Annotated in this window: 18 protein-coding genes; 7 read left to right on the top strand and 11 right to left on the bottom strand. The window is 30.0% G+C overall.

What is annotated here, in order from left to right; genetic code table 11:
* Nucleotides 1–7 precede the first annotated feature (7 nt).
* The 7 genes from AC5YGA_RS03815 to AC5YGA_RS03845 are packed head-to-tail and all read right to left on the bottom strand — an operon-like array spanning nucleotide 8 to nucleotide 8516.
* A complete protein-coding gene (locus tag AC5YGA_RS03815; protein ID WP_415307813.1) occupies nucleotides 8–871 on the bottom strand; it encodes an urea carboxylase-associated family protein in 864 nt (287 codons plus the stop codon).
* Nucleotides 872–873: 2 nt separating this feature from the next.
* Entirely contained in the window at nucleotides 874–2475 is a 1602-nt protein-coding gene (gene cimA, locus AC5YGA_RS03820; protein WP_415307814.1) for a citramalate synthase, read from the bottom strand.
* A complete protein-coding gene (gene cysS / locus AC5YGA_RS03825; protein ID WP_415307815.1) occupies nucleotides 2472–3833 on the bottom strand; it encodes a cysteine--tRNA ligase in 1362 nt (453 codons plus the stop codon). The genes cimA and cysS overlap by 4 nt, the downstream gene beginning before the upstream one ends.
* Nucleotides 3834–3878: 45 nt before the next feature.
* Nucleotides 3879–4616 carry an NAD(+) synthase gene (gene nadE / locus AC5YGA_RS03830; RefSeq protein ID WP_415307816.1) on the bottom strand — a complete coding sequence of 246 codons (738 nt, stop codon included), beginning with the start codon at nucleotides 4614–4616 and terminating at the stop codon, nucleotides 3879–3881.
* A 39-nt stretch (nucleotides 4617–4655) separates the two neighbouring features.
* Nucleotides 4656–6035, bottom strand: coding sequence for a class II 3-deoxy-7-phosphoheptulonate synthase (locus tag AC5YGA_RS03835; RefSeq protein WP_415307817.1), 1380 nt, complete (start codon nucleotides 6033–6035; stop codon nucleotides 4656–4658).
* A gap of 35 nt (nucleotides 6036–6070) precedes the next feature.
* Nucleotides 6071–7891, bottom strand: coding sequence for a glutamine--fructose-6-phosphate transaminase (isomerizing) (glmS, locus tag AC5YGA_RS03840; RefSeq protein WP_496169965.1), 1821 nt, complete (start codon nucleotides 7889–7891; stop codon nucleotides 6071–6073).
* A 1-nt stretch (nucleotide 7892) separates the two neighbouring features.
* The gene (locus tag AC5YGA_RS03845; protein WP_415307819.1) at nucleotides 7893–8516 is read right to left on the bottom strand and encodes a DapH/DapD/GlmU-related protein; all 624 of its coding nucleotides are present in this window, start codon (nucleotides 8514–8516) and stop codon (nucleotides 7893–7895) included.
* Nucleotides 8517–8586: 70 nt separating this feature from the next.
* Here AC5YGA_RS03845 and AC5YGA_RS03850 point away from each other — a divergent pair, with 70 nt between their 5' ends.
* The 4 genes from AC5YGA_RS03850 to AC5YGA_RS03865 are packed head-to-tail and all read left to right on the top strand — an operon-like array spanning nucleotide 8587 to nucleotide 12849.
* Nucleotides 8587–9276: an HAD-IA family hydrolase gene (locus AC5YGA_RS03850; protein WP_415307820.1), complete on the top strand. Its 690-nt coding sequence runs from the start codon at nucleotides 8587–8589 to the stop codon at nucleotides 9274–9276.
* Between the two features lie 50 nt (nucleotides 9277–9326).
* Nucleotides 9327–10829: an MmgE/PrpD family protein gene (locus tag AC5YGA_RS03855; protein ID WP_496169966.1), complete on the top strand. Its 1503-nt coding sequence runs from the start codon at nucleotides 9327–9329 to the stop codon at nucleotides 10827–10829.
* A complete protein-coding gene (gene prpB / locus AC5YGA_RS03860) occupies nucleotides 10829–11725 on the top strand; it encodes a methylisocitrate lyase (RefSeq protein ID WP_415307821.1) in 897 nt (298 codons plus the stop codon). Before AC5YGA_RS03855 ends, prpB begins: the two co-directional genes overlap by 1 nt.
* Nucleotides 11725–12849, top strand: coding sequence for a bifunctional 2-methylcitrate synthase/citrate synthase (locus tag AC5YGA_RS03865; RefSeq protein ID WP_415307822.1), 1125 nt, complete (start codon nucleotides 11725–11727; stop codon nucleotides 12847–12849). The genes prpB and AC5YGA_RS03865 overlap by 1 nt, the downstream gene beginning before the upstream one ends.
* Here AC5YGA_RS03865 and AC5YGA_RS03870 read toward each other — a convergent pair whose 3' ends face one another.
* From AC5YGA_RS03870 to AC5YGA_RS03880, 3 genes are read right to left on the bottom strand one after another with little or no spacing between them, the layout of a single operon-like run.
* Nucleotides 12850–13464 (bottom strand): FkbM family methyltransferase, encoded by a 615-nt coding sequence (locus AC5YGA_RS03870; protein ID WP_415307823.1) that lies wholly within the window; start codon nucleotides 13462–13464, stop codon nucleotides 12850–12852.
* Nucleotides 13465–13469: 5 nt separating this feature from the next.
* Nucleotides 13470–14498: a ribonucleotide-diphosphate reductase subunit beta gene (locus AC5YGA_RS03875; RefSeq protein WP_415307824.1), complete on the bottom strand. Its 1029-nt coding sequence runs from the start codon at nucleotides 14496–14498 to the stop codon at nucleotides 13470–13472.
* Nucleotides 14489–16426, bottom strand: a complete 1938-nt coding sequence (locus AC5YGA_RS03880; RefSeq protein WP_415307825.1) for a ribonucleoside-diphosphate reductase subunit alpha — start codon at nucleotides 16424–16426, stop codon at nucleotides 14489–14491. The genes AC5YGA_RS03875 and AC5YGA_RS03880 overlap by 10 nt, the downstream gene beginning before the upstream one ends.
* 156 nt (nucleotides 16427–16582) lie before the next feature.
* Between AC5YGA_RS03880 and AC5YGA_RS03885 the strand changes: the two genes are divergently transcribed.
* The 3 genes from AC5YGA_RS03885 (at nucleotide 16583) to AC5YGA_RS03895 (ending at nucleotide 19229) form a co-directional block, all read left to right on the top strand.
* Nucleotides 16583–18037 (top strand): phosphomannomutase/phosphoglucomutase, encoded by a 1455-nt coding sequence (locus tag AC5YGA_RS03885; RefSeq protein WP_415307826.1) that lies wholly within the window; start codon nucleotides 16583–16585, stop codon nucleotides 18035–18037.
* Nucleotides 18021–18302 (top strand): hypothetical protein, encoded by a 282-nt coding sequence (locus AC5YGA_RS03890; RefSeq protein WP_415307827.1) that lies wholly within the window; start codon nucleotides 18021–18023, stop codon nucleotides 18300–18302. The genes AC5YGA_RS03885 and AC5YGA_RS03890 overlap by 17 nt, the downstream gene beginning before the upstream one ends.
* A gap of 309 nt (nucleotides 18303–18611) precedes the next feature.
* Entirely contained in the window at nucleotides 18612–19229 is a 618-nt protein-coding gene (locus AC5YGA_RS03895; RefSeq protein ID WP_415307828.1) for a hypothetical protein, read from the top strand.
* 28 nt (nucleotides 19230–19257) lie between these two features.
* On the opposite strand, the gene AC5YGA_RS03900 is transcribed toward AC5YGA_RS03895, so the two are convergent.
* Nucleotides 19258–19464, bottom strand: coding sequence for a hypothetical protein (locus AC5YGA_RS03900; RefSeq protein WP_415307829.1), 207 nt, complete (start codon nucleotides 19462–19464; stop codon nucleotides 19258–19260).
* Nucleotides 19465–19479: the final 15 nt, after the last annotated feature.

Below are 19479 nucleotides of genomic sequence, written 5' to 3' on the forward strand. Positions count from 1 at the left end.
AGCTAAATTAATCTAATCCATGATTTCTGTTATAGTCAGATGTTTTTGAATTAATTAAACCTTTGAGTAAAGCTTTTTCTACAGACCACATTGAAACTTTTAATGGATAACATTTAGCATTATCTGAAGAATGTTCTGATCCACAATCACCACCAGGGCAAGTCGATAAAACACCAAGTAAATCTGTTTCAGCAAAAAATTCTAAATAATCACCTGGTCTTACTGGACTTGACTTCATAAAATACTGCTTAGTATCATTTGTAAAACCTGTACACATAAAAACATTTAAAACATCATGAACTAATTTTTCAGCCTCACCTAACTTGATTCCTTTTTCATTAACTAAAGCTCTTGTTAGATTTGAATGACAACAATAATGATAATTTTCATCTGAAAGTAATTTAGATGTATATGGGTCACAACGAGTTCCTATAACATCATGAACAGATCCTCCATCTTTATCATATCCATACCAATCTAAAGTGTCCCAAGTAATTGTGGCTAAAGACCTTAAGTATGGAAAATTACTTAACATTCTATCTCCTGTCGAAAGATGTGTTCCATAAAGAGCTCTAGTCTTACCAGAGTAAAATTTCTCTTCTAAGTTATCTGCTTGAAAAATATTTAAATCACCCACTTGAGGTCCTTCAATACTTTCAATTCTAAAAAATTGACCTTTTTTTACTTCAAAAGTTTTTGCGTCTCTTGGTGGTATTATAATTTCACCAATGTTTTTTAAGCTATTTCTAGCGCTGTGTAATATTGGTAAATTGGTTTCTTTTAAGTCATCTATTGGGTAACACACAATAGGTTTAACATTTATTCTGTCTTTAGCATCCAAAGGAGCTGTAGAATATTTTTTAGTCTTCATATTTACTTGCTTGCAGGTGCTTTATCCTTAAATAATTTATAGTCTAGACTGTCTACCAATGCTCTAAAAGATGCATCTATAATGTTTGCTGAAACACCTATTGTAAACCAATTTTTACCTTTTGAGTCTGTACTTTCTATTGAAACTCGGGTGATGGCTCCTGTGCCAGTATTTAAAATTCTAACCTTATAGTCAACTAACTTAAGATCTTTTAAGTATTTTGAATACTTATTAAGCTTATCTACATTTTGTCTAATAGCGTTATCTAATGCGTTAACTGGTCCATTTCCCTCACCTTCACAGATTATTTTTTCACCATCTACCTCTAATTGAGCTTTTGCTGATGAAATTATTTTTCCGAATGAATCTTTTTTAACAGATACGTCATATTCTTGAATTAATATATATCTTGGTATCTCACTTATAATTCTTCTAGCTAATAATTCAAAAGAAGCATCAGCACCATCATAACTGTAACCAATAAATTCTCGATCTTTTACCTCATCTAAAAGTTTTTTAATTTTAGGATCATTTTCTTCTATTTCAATTCCAATAGTTTTTAATCTTGAAATGATATTTGATTTACCTGATTGATCTGATACTACGATGTTTCTAGAATTTCCAACTTCTTCTGGGTTTATATGCTCATAAGTCTTTGGATCTTTTTGAACAGCAGAAACGTGTAAACCTCCTTTGTGAGAAAATGCTGCAGCACCTACATAGGGTAAATGTTTATTTGATTTTCTATTCAATATCTCATCTAATAGTCTAGAGCACTCTGTTAAATTTTTAATATTTTCAGGCTTAATTTGTAATTCAAATTTAGAAGCAAAATCTTTTTTTAAAAAAAAGGTAGGAATTAAGCTCATTAAATTTGCATTTCCACATCTTTCACCTAAACCATTTATAGTTCCTTGAACTTGTCTTACACCTGCCCAAACTGCTGCTAATGAATTAGCTACAGCATTACCTGTATCATTATGAGCATGTATTCCTAAATTTTTACCAGGTATAACTTTAGCAACTTCTAATACAATTTTAGTAATTTCATGAGGAAGTGTCCCACCATTGGTATCACATAATACAATCCATCTAGCGCCCTCATCGAATGCCGACTTAAGGCAAGATATCGCATATTTAGAATTTGCTTTATATCCATCAAAAAAGTGTTCCGCATCAAACATAAATTCTTTTTTTTCTTTAACAAAGTGTTTAGTGCTCTCCGTTATATTTTCTAAGTTTTCTGCATTGGATATACCTAGCGCAATATCAACGTGAAAATCCCAAGATTTACCAACCAAGCAAACTGCAGGTGTATTTGCATTCAATAAAGCTGATAAACCAGGGTCATTGTCAGCACTACGACCAGTTTTTTTGGTCATGCCAAAGGACGTTAATTTTGCATTTATAAATGCATGTTTTTTTTGAAAGAATTCAGTATCAGTAGGATTTGCTCCAGGCCAGCCACCTTCAATATAATCAACACCTAAGTTATCTAAAGCAGAGGCAATTTTTAACTTATCATCTACTGAGAAATCTACACCTTGAGTTTGTGCACCATCTCTTAATGTGGTATCAAATATGTATAGTCGCTCTTTGTTCATTTAAGTTTCCAAATTGTTTTACCATCTTTATCTTCTATTAAAACACCTTTATCTAAAAGCTTATCTCTAATAATATCAGCCTCTTTATATTTCTTGTCTTCTCTTGCTTTATTTCGAAGTGCAATCATTTCTAAAATATCCTCTTCATCAATAGATGATTTTTTCTTTTTAAATTCAATCCACTCTTCTTTTGTTTTATTTAAAATACCTACAAAATTACAAGCAGAAACAAATAAGTCTTTATCATTATCACTTCCCTTTTGAGCTTTGTCATAAAGTTGGTGGAGATTTGCTATATAGCCTGGTGTATTCAAATCATCATATAACGGAGATAAAATATCTTCATCTAAAACTGTTTTATCATTCACAGGTAAAGAAACTTCATACCATTTATCAATAGTATTTTTGCAGTCCTCTAACAGCTTTTCATTCCAGTCTAGTGGCTGCTTATAATGGGCACTCATTAAAGCAAGTTTTAAAACTTGTCCATCAATCTTTTCTTTGAAATCTTTAATCTTTAATATGTTGCCAGTTGATTTAGCCATTTTTTCATTAGACATAGTGATAAATGCGTTATGGATCCAATAATTAGCAAAAACTTTAGTATCATTAGTACATCTTGATTGTGCGATTTCATTTTCATGATGAGGAAAAATCAAATCAATTCCACCTCCATGAATATCAAATACATCTCCTAAATATTTCTTAGACATAGCAGAGCATTCTAAATGCCAACCAGGTCTTCCTTTTCCCCAAGGCGAACCCCAGGATGGTTCATCATTTTTAGATGGCTTCCATAAAACAAAATCTTCTGATTTTTTTTTATTTTCTGAAACTTCAACTCTAGATCCTGCAATTAAATCTTCTAATTTTTTATTCGACAGTTTTCCATAATCCTCAAATTTACTGACTTCAAAATAAACATGATTATTTACTTCATAAGCAAAATCCTTTTTTATTAAAGACGATATCATTTCAATCATAAGATCAATATGTTCTGTTGCTTTAGGTTGTTGCGTTGGATTGTCTAAATTTAAATAATTACAATCATCATTAAAATCTTTAATAATATTATTGGTTAATTCGGATATTGTAATATTTTTCTCTTTTGATGACTTAATAATTTTATCATCAACATCGGTAATATTTCTCACATAACATATTTTGTCATTTCCATATTTTGATTTTAAAACTTTGTACAAGATATCAAAAATAACAAGAGGTCTTGCGTTACCAATATGAGGATTGTCATAAACAGTGGGGCCACAAACGTACATGCCTATGTTTTCTTTATCCAATGGAACAAATTTTTCTTTTTTGTTACTTAAATTGTTTGTTAAATAAATATCCTTGTTCATTATCTTAGAATTATACTTTAATTATAGTTTTGGGAATCTATAAGATTAGTTGGGAATCTTGCAAACTGGAATTGGTTCCATTTTATGTAGGTTCATCTTTCTTATTTTTTCGTATTTCTCACGATTTATTGAGTTAACGTTATTCATTGCTTCCTCTAATTCTGCATATTTAAGGCCTAATTGACTTTCGTCAGTTCTGCCGTCATCCCATAATCCATCTGTAGGAGCTGCTTCAATTATTTCTTTTAGTATATTAAGGGATTTACCTATTTCCCATACTACCGATTTATTACAATCTGCAATAGGAGAAATATCTACTCCACCATCTCCATATTTTGTATAAAATCCCACTCCAAAATCCTCAACTTTATTTCCTGTACCAACCACAATTCCTTTATTTACGGCTGCTACTTGATATAGGGTAGTCATTCTAATTCGTGCTCTGGAATTTGCCATTCCATGTTCGTCATCAAAATTAGACAAAGTGCCTTTAAACGCTTCAAATAGATTATCCAAATTTAGTGTGTGTGCCTCAACATTATTAAAATTATTAGTAAGCCATTCTTGGTGTTTTAAACTTAAATCATGTTGTGATGATTTTTGTTTGATTGGCATTGATAAAACAATTGTTTTTATACCTGTCATTGCACATAATGTGCTTGATACAGAGGAATCTATACCACCTGAAATTCCAATAACTAAAGATTGAGCCTTATTTGGCATCTTTTCTGCATAGTCTTTAATCCAATTGCTTATAAATTGTGATTTTTCTAAAGGTTTCATAATCTAAAATTTAAACGAAATTGTATTTAATACAATCGTTTAAGATGCCGCTTTAATATTTTTTTTAGAGTATGCTGCATTTTTTTTAATCTCATCAGAAATTAAAAAGGCTAGTTCTAATGCTTGATTAGCATTCAATCTTGGGTCACAATGAGTATGATATCTGCTAGACAAATCTTGGTCAGATATTTTTTGAGCACCACCAGTACATTCTGTAACATCTTGACCTGTCATTTCAATGTGCAGTCCACCTGCATAACTTCCTTCACTTTGGTGACATTCAAAAACATTTTTTACTTCTTTGACAACACTATTAAATGGTCTAGTTTTAAATCCAGTTGAAGCTTTAATTGTATTTCCATGACAAGGATCGCATGACCATATTACATTTAAACCTTCTTTTTTAATTGCTTTAATTAATTTTGGTAAGAATTTAGAAACATTTTCATGACCAAATCTAGAAATTAAAGTTATTTTACCTTTTTCATTTTTTGGATTAATTTTATTACAAAGGTTTATTAAATCTTCTGCTTTTAATGTTGGACCACATTTTATTCCAATAGGGTTTTCAATTCCCCTACAAAACTCAACATGTCCACCATCTAATTGTCTAGTTCTATCACCTATCCAGACAAAGTGGGCTGAAGTATCATGATACTCTCCAGTTGTTGAATCTACTCTCGTCATAGCTTGTTCAAAAGGAAGTAGTAAAGCTTCATGTGAGGTCCAAAAGTTTACCGTTTTTAATCTTCTATTAAAATCTGAGTTAATTCCACATGCATCCATAAATGCTAGAGCATCTGCTATTCTATCTTCTAAATCTTTAAATTTTTTAGCTGCAGGAGAATTTTTAATAAAACCTAAATTCCAAGTATGTACTTTTTTAAGGTCAGCAAAACCTCCATGAGAAAATGCTCTTATAAGATTAAGTGTAGATGCTGACTGAGAATAAGCTTTAAATAGTCTCTTAGGGTCAGGAACTCTTGACTTTTCATTAAATTCCATTCCATTAATATTATCTCCTAGGTAGCTAGGTAGTTCAACGCCATTAATATTTTCAACAGGAGAACTTCTTGGTTTAGAAAATTGGCCAGCAATTCTTCCAAGTTTAATAACTGGTAAAGAGGCAGAATAAGTAAGCACAAGCGACATTTGAAGTATTAGTTTAAATGTATCCCTAATATTATCAGGATGAAATTCTGCAAAACTTTCTGCACAGTCTCCACCTTGCAATAAAAAAGCTTTTCCATCAACAACATCAGCAAGCTGCTCTTTTAAATGTCTTGTTTCACCAGCAAAAACTAATGGTGGAAAATCTTTAATTTTATTTAAAACAACATCTAAATCTTTTTGATCCGGATATTCTGGAATGTGTTTTACAGGATAATTTCTCCAACTATTTATTTTCCAATTTTTCATATTCAACCTAGAAGTGTTCTAGCAGACTTAACTATTTATTCAACAGTAACAGATTTAGCTAAATTTCTAGGCTTATCAATATCGTATCCTTTTTTAAGAGCTGAATAATAAGCTAGTTTTTGCAAAGGAACTGTTAATAAAAATGGTAGCAAATCATCATTGGTATTTTCAACCTCAATGGTTTCCCATATATTCTCAGATACAACCTCATCCTTACTTTTGTTGGTAATAAGTAAAACTTTTGCACCTCTTGCTATTACTTCCTGCATATTTGAAATTGTTTTTGTGTAATAGCTATCCCTTGGAGCTAAAACTACTACAGGCATTCCATCTTCAATTAATGCTAAAGGACCATGCTTCATTTCACCTGCAGGGTAACCTTCAGCATGCACATATGCTAATTCTTTTAATTTTAACGCCCCCTCTAAAGCAATTGGATAAGAAAAACCTCTTCCTAAAAACATCGAACCTTTTACATCTATAAATGAACTAGAGACTGTTTGGATTTTACTTTCTGTAAGCAAGGTTTGTTCAACTAACTTGGGTAATGTTTTTAAGTCCTTAATTTTATTTAAATATATATTTTTACCTAAATTATTTCTCAAAATTCCTAATTTCAGCACTAGGATATAAAGAACTAGCATTTGACCCATAAAAGCTTTTGTAGAAGCTACACCAATTTCTGGTCCACAATGAATTGGTAAAACAAATTTAGAGTCTCTTGCAATAGAACTTTCTATAACATTAACCACACTGCAAGTTTTCATATTATTTTTATTACATAAATCTAGGGCTGCATAAGTGTCAGCTGTTTCGCCAGACTGAGAAACAAAAACATATAAATTATCATTTTTAAATCTATTTTTTCGATATCTGAACTCAGATGCAACATCAATTGTTACATCTAGTGTAGTATTTTCTTCAAACCAATATTTTGCCATTAAGCAAGAATGGTAAGCTGTTCCACAGCCAATTAAAGTAACTGAAGAAATTTCTTTTATATCCCACGGAAAATTATAAATATTGATGTCGTTGTTAATTTTATCGACATACTCATTTATACAGTTCTTCAATGTTGTTGGCTGTTCTTCGATTTCTTTAGCCATAAAGTGTTTAAAATCTCCTTTTTCATAATCCTGCTCTTTTGAAGATAATTGTAAAACTTTTTTATTAACTTTTAAGCCTTCTTCATCAAAAAACTCAACTTGGTCTTTTTTAATGATGCAAAATTCCCCATCATTCAAATAGGAAATTTTATTAGTCATAGATTTTAAAGCATAAGAATCTGATCCTAAATAGTTTTCGTTAGGACCATAACCAACTGCAAGTGGAGATCCTCTTCTTGCACCCACTATAAGATCAGGCTGATCTTTAAAAATTATTCCTAAAGCAAAGCTTCCATGAAGCTGTTTTAGAGTTTTAATAATTGCATCCTTTAAATTAAGTTCTTTTAAATATTCTGTTATTAAATGAACAATTACCTCTGTATCTGTCTGAGATTTAAATACATGGCCTTTGTTGATTAAATATTTTTTTAAAATAGTAGAATTTTCAATAATACCATTATGTACTACAGATACACTTTCTGATGAATGTGGATGTGCATTAATAGTATTTGGAATTCCATGGGTTGCCCATCTAACATGTCCAATTCCAATTGGACCTGACATATTTTTAACTACAAGATTTTTTTCTAAAATATCAACTCTACCTTCAGATTTAGCTTCATTTAATATACCATCTGATAAAGTTGCAATACCTGAAGAGTCGTAACCCCTATACTCTAACTTTTTAAGAGAGTTGATAATGGCAGATGATACTGATTTATTGCTCACTATTCCTATAATTCCACACATATTATTTATGTCTTCTTTTGTAATTTTTTATTTCGATTTGTAGGGCTCTGGTTAAAGCCAACGAATTTTTTTTAACATTTTTTGTGATCACTGAACCAGCTCCAACAATACTATTTTCTTCAAGAGTGATAGGTGCAACTAATGAAGAATTAGAACCTATAAATACATTGTCTTTAATTTTTGTTTTACTTTTTTTAATGCCATCGTAATTACAGGTAATTGTGCCAGCTCCTACATTTACACCTTTACCTATTTCACTATCACCAATGTACGATAAATGATTAACTTTTGATTTTTTTCCAACTGTACTTTTCTTGACTTCTACAAAATTTCCAATTTTTGATCCTTCTTCAAGAGTAGTACCTGGTCTTAATCTTGCATAAGGTCCAACTTCAACTTTATTTTTTATTTTACAATCCTCTAAATGCGAAAATGAATTGATAGTTACATCATTGCCAATTTTAACTTTTTTTCCAATGACAACATATGGATTAATAGTAACGTTTTTCCCAATCTTGGTATCTTTTGAAAAAAAAATAGTTTCAGGTCCGATCATCTTTACACCAGACTTTATAAAAAATTTACGAAGCTTTTCTTGTTCGATGTTTGAATTTATTTGTTTCATCTGGAAATATTTTTATATTAAGTGTATAGATATCTTAATTCACAATTTATTTCTTAAAAATACTTTATTAATGACTCAAAATTATACAATTTTATTCGATCTAGATGGTACACTTGTTGATACGGCGCCTGATTTAATGGGGGCCCACAATCATGTAATGAAAAAATATGGTTTTCCCACTAAATCAACAGAAGAAATCAGAAACCTAGTAGGTCAAGGTGCTGGTGCAATGATTGGAAGATCTATATGGGGGCAAGCCAAAAAGGAGTTTAGTAAAATTGATGACCAAAAAATAAAAGCTGAAATGGTTAAGGACTTTGTTGCTTATTATGGAAAAAATATCATTAAAGAAAGCACACTTATTAATGGTGTAAAAGATTTTTTAAAATGGTGTAAAGAAAAAGAAATTTCAATGGCAGTTTGTACTAACAAACAAGAACACTTAGCAATAGACCTTTTAAAAAAAATTGGAATTTATGATTACTTTGAATACGTTGCTGGATCGGATACTTTTGATTATTGTAAACCTGATCCAAGACACATAATAAGTATAATTGAAATCATCGGTGGTGATGTAAAAAAATCTCTAATGTTTGGTGACAGTGAAACTGATGCAAATGCAGCAAAAGCTGCCTCTGTTCCTGTTATTTTATTAGAAAATGGGTATACAGAAAAAAATTCTAATGAAATTTACCATAATCATTTAATAAAAGACTTTATCGGTGTTGAAAAAATAGTTTCAACTTACTTAAAAGATTGATTTAATTTTTTTTCTTACTATTAATATGTTTGCATAATTAAGGAGGCCAAATGATTTCGCATAAAGTTAAAGTTTACCCGTCAAAAATTAATTTACCTAAAAAAAATCAATTAGCATGGAAAATTGCTGAAATAGCTTCAGATAATGCAAAATTAGATAAAGCAGCTATTGAGATGGTTATTAATAGAATAATTGATAATGCTTCAGTTGCTATTGCTTCTTTAAACAGAAAAGCAGTTATCTCTTCAAGAGAAATGGCCTTAAAGCATCCAAGAAAAAATGGTGCGAGTTTATTTGGAATTGATTCAAAATTAAAATTTGATTGTGAGTGGGCTGCTTGGTCAAATGGGACAGCTGTCAGAGAGCTTGATTTTCATGATACTTTTTTAGCAGAGGATTACAGTCACCCAGGAGATAACATTCCACCAATTTTAAGTGTAGCTCAACAAACTAAAAAAAGTGGACTAGATTTATTAAGAGGAATTATCACAGGTTACGAAGTTCAGGTTAATTTGGTTAAAGGAATTTGTTTGCATAAACATAAGATTGATCACATTGCACATTTAGGACCAAGTGTTGCGGCAGGTTTAGGAACAATGTTAAAATTAAATACCGAAACAATTTACCAAGCAGTTCAACAAGCATTACATACGACAGTTTCAACGAGACAATCTAGAAAAGGTGAAATTTCTAGCTGGAAAGCTTACGCCCCTGCTCACGCTGGTAAACTTGCAATCGAAGCAGTTGATAGAGCGATGCGTGGTGAAGGTGCTCCAAGTCCAATTTATGAAGGTGAAGACAGTGTTATAGCAAGAATATTAGATGGAAAGAAAGCATTATATAATGTGCCTCTTCCTAAGAAAAAAGAATCTAAGAAAGCGATACTAGAGACCTATACAAAAGAATATTCAGCAGAATATCAATCTCAAGCACTAATAGATATTGCTAAAAAACTTAATAAAAAAATTCCAAATTTAAATCAAATTAGAAAAATTGATATTTACACAAGTCATCACACTCATTATGTAATTGGTACTGGTGCAAATGATCCACAAAAAATGGACCCAAATGCAAGTAGAGAAACTCTAGATCACTCTATCATGTATATTTTTGCTGTAGCGCTTGAGGATGCTGATTGGCACCATGTTAAATCATATACAAAACAAAGAGCTAATAAAAAAAGTACTATAAAAATTTGGAAATCAATTACTACTTTTGAAGATAAAAAATGGACTAAAAAATATCATGATCCTAATCCAAAGAATAAATCATTTGGTGCAAAGGTTGTAGTTACTTTAAGTAAAGGCAAAAAAATTATAGAACAATTAGATAGAGCAGATGCACACCCTTATGGAGCACGTCCATTTAAAAGACAGAATTATATAAATAAGTTCTTAACTTTAACAGATGGGATTTTAAATAAAAAAGAAAGTGCTCGTTTCTTGAAAGTTGTACAAAATCTTAAAAATTTGAAAGCTGGAGAATTAAATAAATTAAATATCCAGGTTAAAAGAAGTCAAATAAAGAAAAATATAAAACAAGGAATTTTTTAGTGCATTTTGTAGATAAAGAGCCTAGTCAAAAAAGAGCTGACTTTGTCAGTAAATTAAAATCAAATAAAATTTTAAGAGTTCCTGGAGCTTATAATCCGCTAACTGCAAAACTAATTGAAGAAATTGGTTATGATGCCGTTTACGTATCAGGTGGGGTTATGGCCAATGATTTAGGTTTTCCAGATATAGGCTTAACTACACTACAAGATGTTAGTACTAGATCTTATTTAATATCTAGAGTTACAAGCTTACCGACAATTGTTGATATCGACACAGGTTTTAAATCTTGTGAAGAGACTATTAAAACTTTTGAAGAATTTGGAGTATCAGCAGTTCATTTGGAAGATCAAGTAGAGCGTAAAAGATGTGGGCACTTAGATAATAAAGAATTAATTTCAACTGAAGCTATGGTTAAGAAAATTAAAGAATGTGTTGCAGCTAAAAAAGATAAAAATTTTAAAATTATAGCTAGATCTGACGCCAAAGGGGTTGAAGGAATAGATAAAATGATTGATAGATGTAAATCTTACATTGATGCTGGTGCTGAAATTATCTTTCCAGAGGCGCTGCATGATGAAAAAGATTTTGAAAAGGTCAGAAAAGAACTATCTTGTTATCTTTTAGCTAATATGACTGAATTTGGAAAATCTAAGCTTTTTAATTACAAAGAATTAGAAAATTTTGGATATAATATTGTAATTTATCCTGTAACTACACAAAGATTAGCTATGAAAAGTGTAGAAGATGGACTTAAAGACATTTTTGCAAATGGACACCAGAACAATATTATTGATAAAATGCAAACTAGAAAAAGATTATATGAATTGGTAGAATATGAAAAATATAACTCTTTAGATGAAAAAATTTATAATTTTAGTACGGAAGGACATGAATAATGAGTGATGATATAAAAAAAGGTTTACTCGGCATAGTTGTTGATGAAACTGAGGTTTCAAAAGTTATGCCTGAAATTAACTCTCTAACTTACAGGGGTTATGCGGCTCAAGATCTATGTGCTAGATGTGATTTTGAAGAGGTTGCATATTTAATTTTAAATAAAGAACTACCTAACAAAAAGCAACTAAAAGAATTTAAGAAAGAACTATCTAAAGAAATAGCTTTATCAAAAAATATAATAAATATTTTAAAACAAATACCTAAAAAATCTCACCCCATGGATGTTGCAAGAACTGCTGTAAGTGTGATGGGTCTTGAGGATAAAGAGACAAAAAATAACTCTCCAAAAGCAAATTTAAGAAAAGCAATTAGAATCCTTGCAAAAACACCAACTGCATTGGCAGCTTTTTATAGACTTAGAAAAGGAAAAAAAATTATAGCACCAAAGAAAGATCTTAATTTTTCTGAAAATTTTTTTCATATGTGTTTTGGAAAGGTTCCTAATAAAGAAATTGTAAAAGCATTTGATGTTTCCTTAATTTTATACGCAGAACATAGTTTTAACGTATCTACTTTTACTGCTAGAACTATTACAAGTAGTTTATCTGATATTCATGGGGCAATAACAGGAGCTATTGCAAGTTTAAAAGGACCTCTTCATGGTGGAGCCAATGAAGAAGTGATGCACATGATGAAAAAAATTAAAAAACCTGAAAATGCATTAAAATGGATTAATAATGCTTTAAAAAATAAAGATGTAGTAATGGGGTTTGGTCATAGAGTTTATAAAAGTGGTGACTCAAGAGTTCCTACAATGAGAGAATACTTTAAAAGAGTAGCAATTATTAAAAAAGATAAGACATTCGAAAAGATATACGACATTGTTGAAAAAGTGATGATTAAAGAAAAAAATATTTATCCAAATGTTGATTATCCTACAGGACCAACTTATCACTTAATGGGTTTTGATACCGACTTCTTTACACCAATATTTGTAATATCAAGAATTACCGGATGGTCAGCTCATATAATGGAGCAACATGCTGCCAATAAATTAATTAGACCTTTAGCTAGTTACAAAGGTAGTAAGTATAGAAAAGTTATACAATTAAATCAAAGATAATTAATTTTTTTCAGCTAAAATATTTTCTTGGTCGATTTGTTTAATTATATAATTATGATCTAGTAACTTTTTTTTAATTAAATCTAATTTTTTTCCATCATTAAATACTCCATCAAAATGCTTAAACTCAAAGATAATTTTTTTTATATTTGTTTTTTCGTAATCAATTGAGTCTAAAATTTCGTATTCAGCACCCTCTACATCAATTAATAATTTATCTATTTTTGATATTGAGTATTTTTTAAAAAGAGTTGATATTGAAATACAGTCAATCTTGGCTATTTCAATATCGGAATTCTCTATTGGGAATCTTTTAGATTTATGCTCTAAAATATGATTTTTACTAAAAGATCCTATGGCATCAGCCCAATGTTTTCCAAGCTTAGTAATTGATTCTTCTTTAACAAAATAAAATTTTCTAGTTTCATTTATGTTTCCAATTGCAGCTTCTTCAATTTTAACATTGCTATAATTGCTAACTCTTTCTTTTAAAGCTTTTAAATTGTGAGGAACCGGTTCGACTAATAGTATATTTGTATCTTTATATATCTCTAAATCATCAATTATATGGAGGCCATTATAAGCACCAATTATAACTAAACCAAATTTTTGCACTTAGCTTAACTAAAAGCTTCTGTCCAAGTTCCTTGAGTGGATGCTTTAGAGTATTCAGTTGAACGTCCCTCAAAGAAGTTCATATGTTCAACAGCATTCAACATAGAGTCCAGCCAAGTTAGAGGATTCTTATCCACATCATAAATTGGATCTAATCCTAGCTGTGATAATCTTCTATTAGCAATAAATCTTATGTAAAGTTTTACATCTTTTGCTGTAAGACCTTCCATGGGACCCATCTCGAAAGCTAAATCAATGAAAGCATCTTCATGCTCTATGATTGTTCTACATGCTTTATAAAGTTCTTTTTTTAATTCAGGATTCCATATTTCTGGGTTCTCATTAATGAATTCTTTAAACAATCTAATCATAGAATTACAATGAAGCGTTTCATCTCTTACTGACCAAGTAACAATTTGGCCCATCCCTTTCATTTTATTATGTCTTGGAAAATTAAGTAAGATTGCAAAACTTGCAAATAATTGTAAGCCTTCAGTGAAGGCACTAAATACAGCTACAGTTAATGCAATATCTTTTTTTGAACTCATGTCAAAATTTTGCATGTAGTCATATTTATCTTTCATCTCTTTATATTTCATGAACGCAGAATATTCCGACTCAGGCATTCCAATAGTATCAAGTAAATGAGAGTAAGCAGCTATATGTACTGTTTCCATTGAAGCAAAAGCAGTCATCATCATTAAAACTTCTGTTGGCTTGAATACAGTTGTATAATGTCTTAAATAACAATTTTGAACCTCGACATCAGCTTGAGTAAAAAATCTAAAAATTTGTGTTAATAAATTCTTTTCAGACTGAGTTAAATTTTTTTGCCAATCTCTAACATCATCACCAAGTGGCACTTCCTCTGGTAACCAGTGAATTCTTTGTTGTGTTAACCACGCATCATAACACCATGGATATCTAAATGGTTTGTAAACTGGGTTTTCAACTAATAATCCCATTTTTTGTGGTTTAACTATTTCATTTTTTTCTGGTTGAATAATTTTAGTATCCATTTTTTCTACTGACATGATAGGCACTCCTCGTATTCTGGTTGTTCAGTTGTTTGTGGTTTTGATTTATAAACATTTGCGGTAACATCAGTTGCTTTAGTATCATTAACGTTTTCCGCACGTTGAATTGATTTTGATCTGCAGTAATAAAGGCTCTTTAAACCTTTTTTCCAAGCATCAAAATGAATTTTATGTAGTTCTCTTTTATGAATATCCGCTGGCACAAATAAGTTAATTGATTGAGCTTGAGATATGAAAGGTGTTCTATCTCCACTTAATTCTATGATCCATTTTTGATCTAACTCAAATGCTGTTTTAAAAACATCTTTTTCTAAATCAGTTAAAAAATCTAAATGAGAAACAGAACCTTGGTTTGTTGTAATACCAGACCAAACTTCTTCTGTATTTTTTCCATTTTTTTCTAATAACTCAACTAAATATCTATTTCTAACATTAAAAGACCCAGAAAGGGTTTTGTGAGTATAGCTGTTAGCTGCAACTGGCTCTACTCCTGGTGAGGCTCCACCGCAGATAATAGAAATAGAAGCTGTTGGTGCAATAGCTGTCTTATTTGAAAACCTTTCATTATAGCCATAATCAGCAGCATCTGGACAGGCTCCTCTTTCATCAGCTAAATCTTTTGAGGCTTGATCAACGTGTTCTTGAATATGTTTAAATATCTTTTTATTCCAAGCTTTACTCATAACAGATTCAAGTGGAATACTGTGTTGCTGTAAATAAGAATGGAAACCCATAACACCTAAACCAACACTTCTTTCTTTTTCAGCAGAATATTTTGCATCATCAAATTGTTCTGGAGCTCTTTCAATAAAATCTGTTAATACATTATCTAGAAATCTCATAACATCATTAATCATAACTTTATCATCTTTCCACTCATCATATTTTTCTAAGTTTAAAGATGATAAACAACAAACGGCTGTTCTATCTCTTCCATTTTTATCTATTCCAGTAGGTAAAGTTATCTCACTACAAAGATTAGAAGTTTTAACAGTTAAGTTAGCAAGTTTGTGATGTTGAGGAATTTGTCTGTTAACTGTATCGATATAGATAATATAAGGTTCACCCGTTTCAATTCTTGCAGTTAACAATCTAATCCATAAATTTCTTGCAGAGATAGTTTGTTGTACAGTTCCATCAGCAGGACTTTTTAGTGCCCACTGCTCGTCTGTTTCAACAGCTCTCATAAATGCATCTGATACTAAAATACCATGGTGTAAGTTTAAAGCTTTTCTGTTTGGATCACCACCCGTTGGTCTTCTCATTTCAATAAACTCTTCAATTTCAGGATGATCAATTGGAAGATAACAAGCAGCTGACCCTCTTCTTAATGAACCTTGGCTAATTGCCATTGTTAAAGAATCCATAACTTTAATAAATGGAATTATTCCTGATGTCTTCCCGACTTTACCAATTTTTTCTCCAATAGATCTAAGGTTACCCCAGTAACTTCCAATCCCACCACCTTTAGCGGCTAGCCAAACATTTTCACTCCATAAATCAAGTATTCCATTTAAGCTATCTGATGCTTCATTTAAAAAACATGAAATCGGTAAACCTCTTTTAGTTCCACCATTTGATAAAACTGGAGTTGCTGGCATGAACCATAAATTACTAATGTAGTTATAAATTCTTTGTGCATGTAAATTGTTATCTGCATATGAACTTGCAACACGTGCAAATAAATCTTGATAAGATTCGTTGTGACCTAAGTATCTATCTTTTAAAGTTGCTTTACCAAAGTCTGTTAATTTAGAATCTCTTGTTCTGTCAATTTTGATGATTATTCCTTTTTCATTTTGAAAAAGTTCTGTGTCACTACTAAGTGAAAATAAATCTGGTCCTTTATTTTTTGAAAGCTCACTATTATCGGGGCTATACTCGGAGACAGCTTTCTTGAGTGCCTGTGATAGTATTTTGTTCATATTTTAATATTTTATAAGTTTTTTTTTACAAAACAACTATATGTTGTATGCTGAAAGCATTGATACACCATATAAATCATTATTCAACAGAACATTTATAGAACATATAAAAAAAATATCAATAAAAAAATAAAATGAATGTAAGAAAGGTTAGCAATGACAACAATTTTAAAAATAGATCCATATGGCTTCAGAGAGTATGACGCAAGGTGGTTGTATGAGAAGGACATAAACCAACTCGGAATAGAGAATCTAGGCAAAGGTTTAGGCACTCAAATTATAAAACATACTAAAAAAAATAACCCAAGAGTAATCGTAGGTCATGATTATAGATCTTACAGTGAAGAAATAAAAACTGCTCTTAAAAAAGGATTGATTTCAACGGGATGTAATATTGAAGACATAGGATTGTCCCTTTCTCCTACTGTTTATTTTGCACAATTTAGTTTGGATGCAGATGCAATTGCAATGGTTACTGCAAGTCACAATGAAAATGGTTGGACTGGAGTTAAAATGGGTATCAAAAAAGGTTTAACTCATGCACCAGAAGAGATGAAAGAATTAAAAGAAATTACTTTAAATGAAAATTTCATAAAAGGTGAAGGAAGTGAGAAACAAATAGAAGGTTTTCAACAAATTTATAAAAATGATTTAATAAGTAAAAATAAAATCAAAAAGAAAATTAAAGCAATTGTTGCATGCGGTAATGGTACAGCTGGAATATTTGCACCTGAAATTTTAAGAGGTATTGGTTGTGAGGTAATAGAATTAGATTGTGATCTTGATTGGACTTTTCCAAAATACAATCCAAATCCAGAAGATTTAGAAATGTTACATGCAATTGCAAAGGCTGTTAAGGATAATAATGCTGATATTGGTTTTGGCTTTGATGGAGATGGAGATAGAGTTGGTGTGATTGATAACAAAGGTGACGAAATATTTTCAGATAAAATTGGATTATTAATTGCAAGAAATTTATCTAAATCTCATAAAGGTTCTAAGTTTATTGTTGATGTAAAATCAACTGGATTATATGCAACTGATAAAGTGTTAAATGATAATAACTGTGAAACTATTTATTGGAAGACAGGTCATTCTCATATCAAAAGAAAAGTCAATACTGAAAAAGCTTTAGCAGGATTTGAAAAAAGTGGTCACTTCTTTTTTAATCGACCATTAGGTTTTGGTTATGATGATGGAATTAATTCAGCAATTCATGTTTGTCATTTATTAGAAAGTCAAAACAAAACTATGAATGAAATTATAAGTGAACTGCCTAAAACTTTTCAAACACCCACAATGGCTCCTTTTTGTAAAGATGAGGAAAAGTATCAAGTTGTTGATGATTTGATTAAGAAGGTTAATGATATTAAAGACGCTAAAACTAAAATCGATGATCAAGAAATTTTAGAAATTTTAACAGTTAATGGAGTTAGATTTTCTTTTAAAGATGGTTCTTGGGGATTAATTAGAGCATCATCTAATAAACCCTCTTTAGTTGTTGTTACTGAAAGTCCAACATCTGACGAAAGAAAGACAAAGATCTTTGAATTTATTGATGATTTACTTCAAACAACTGGAAAAGTTGGTGATTATGATCAAAAAATATAGATTATTAATATTATTTACTTTTTTTATTAGTGCAAAAACTCAAGCATTAAGCCCTGAGTATGAGAAACAGTTATATATAGGCTGCTATGGTAATTCAAAAGTTTACATTGGGCCTGATGAAGCAAAAACCTACTGTGCTTGTACAGTTGACAAGCTAAGCAAAAAATTTTCAGACGAAGAGTTAGATATTATATTTAAAATGAAACCAGAGAAAATAATGAAAACTACAGAGTTTGCAACAATTCAGTGTGAGAAAAATAAATAAAAAAATAAACTAGCAGTGAATAATATAAATATATAAAAGATTATAATGATCCCTCGAGATTACATTTCATTGTACCTGTTAGTTATAGTTTTAACAGTTGTTTCTATAAATTTTCTATATCGCTTATACTTCTAATAATTAGTGATAATTGAAAATGATAAAGGATGGCTTTTAATTTTTTCTAATTTACTGTTTAATAAAATTGATTTAATAATAGACTAAAAATTACTTAAAAAAATATTGAACTCTATTTATTCACACAACCATACAAATTTAATAGATAAAACTATTATCAAAAAAAGAAAGGAGATGATTGATAAAATCAATTATTTTTTTGAGGATAAAGATATTTATGATGCTATTGATATCGGAACGACAGATGATGAAATACATGAAAGTAGCAATTATTTAATTAAAAATTTAAAAAATATTAAAATTTTTAAATCAATCTCAAATCAAAAAATTGACTCAAGTTTTTTTTTAAAATCATTAAATAAATCAATTACAAGCAAATTCTTAGAAAGTGATATTAATCAATATAAATCTGATTTAGTTGTTTCAAATGCTACAATAGAGCATGTTGGTAATTTTAATAATCAAAAAATAATGATTTCTAATATTGTAGATTTGACTAAAAAATATTTTATTATTACCACTCCTAATAGATATCATCCTATAGATTTTCATACGAAAATTCCTTTAATTCATTGGTTGCCCAAATCATTTCATAGAAAAATACTTTCTTTAATTGGTTTAAAATATTTTTCAAAAGAAAATAATTTAAATTTATTATCAGTTAAGGATTTAAAAAAATTACTTAATGATTTTCAATCATTTGAGTATAAAATTTATCATATAAGATTTTTAGGATTTATTTCTAACTATATAATTCTAGGTAAGGTGAATACTTGTGATGATAATTTTTAAAATATTGTAGAATAAAAATTATTTAGAACTAAAATGAAAAATACAGACCACTAGAAATAATTGCAACAGAAACTAGAGATAATAAAATTATTTTTTTATTTTTTTTATTTTTTTCAATAATTCTCACTCTATTTAGTAAAATATTTATATCTACAATATTTCTAGATTGTGAAAATTTTTTATAAGTAAGATCTACTAAAGGACTATCCTGATTGTATGAGTTAACATTTTTCACATCTCAATTTAACTA

The sequence above is a fragment of the Candidatus Pelagibacter sp. uisw_091 genome, assembly GCF_059512525.1.

Coding starts and splice junctions, on each gene's coding strand:
- AC5YGA_RS03815 (WP_415307813.1), bottom strand. CDS start 871: ATGAAGACTAAAAAATATTCTACAGCTCCTTTGGATGCTAAAGACAGA.
- cimA (WP_415307814.1), bottom strand. CDS start 2,475: ATGAACAAAGAGCGACTATACATATTTGATACCACATTAAGAGATGGT.
- cysS (WP_415307815.1), bottom strand. CDS start 3,833: ATGAACAAGGATATTTATTTAACAAACAATTTAAGTAACAAAAAAGAA.
- nadE (WP_415307816.1), bottom strand. CDS start 4,616: ATGAAACCTTTAGAAAAATCACAATTTATAAGCAATTGGATTAAAGAC.
- AC5YGA_RS03835 (WP_415307817.1), bottom strand. CDS start 6,035: ATGAAAAATTGGAAAATAAATAGTTGGAGAAATTATCCTGTAAAACAC.
- glmS (WP_496169965.1), bottom strand. CDS start 7,891: ATGTGTGGAATTATAGGAATAGTGAGCAATAAATCAGTATCATCTGCC.
- AC5YGA_RS03845 (WP_415307819.1), bottom strand. CDS start 8,516: ATGAAACAAATAAATTCAAACATCGAACAAGAAAAGCTTCGTAAATTT.
- AC5YGA_RS03850 (WP_415307820.1), top strand. CDS start 8,587: ATGACTCAAAATTATACAATTTTATTCGATCTAGATGGTACACTTGTT.
- AC5YGA_RS03855 (WP_496169966.1), top strand. CDS start 9,327: ATGATTTCGCATAAAGTTAAAGTTTACCCGTCAAAAATTAATTTACCT.
- AC5YGA_RS03865 (WP_415307822.1), top strand. CDS start 11,725: ATGAGTGATGATATAAAAAAAGGTTTACTCGGCATAGTTGTTGATGAA.
- AC5YGA_RS03875 (WP_415307824.1), bottom strand. CDS start 14,498: ATGTCAGTAGAAAAAATGGATACTAAAATTATTCAACCAGAAAAAAAT.
- AC5YGA_RS03880 (WP_415307825.1), bottom strand. CDS start 16,426: ATGAACAAAATACTATCACAGGCACTCAAGAAAGCTGTCTCCGAGTAT.
- AC5YGA_RS03885 (WP_415307826.1), top strand. CDS start 16,583: ATGACAACAATTTTAAAAATAGATCCATATGGCTTCAGAGAGTATGAC.
- AC5YGA_RS03890 (WP_415307827.1), top strand. CDS start 18,021: ATGATCAAAAAATATAGATTATTAATATTATTTACTTTTTTTATTAGT.
- AC5YGA_RS03895 (WP_415307828.1), top strand. CDS start 18,612: ATGATTGATAAAATCAATTATTTTTTTGAGGATAAAGATATTTATGAT.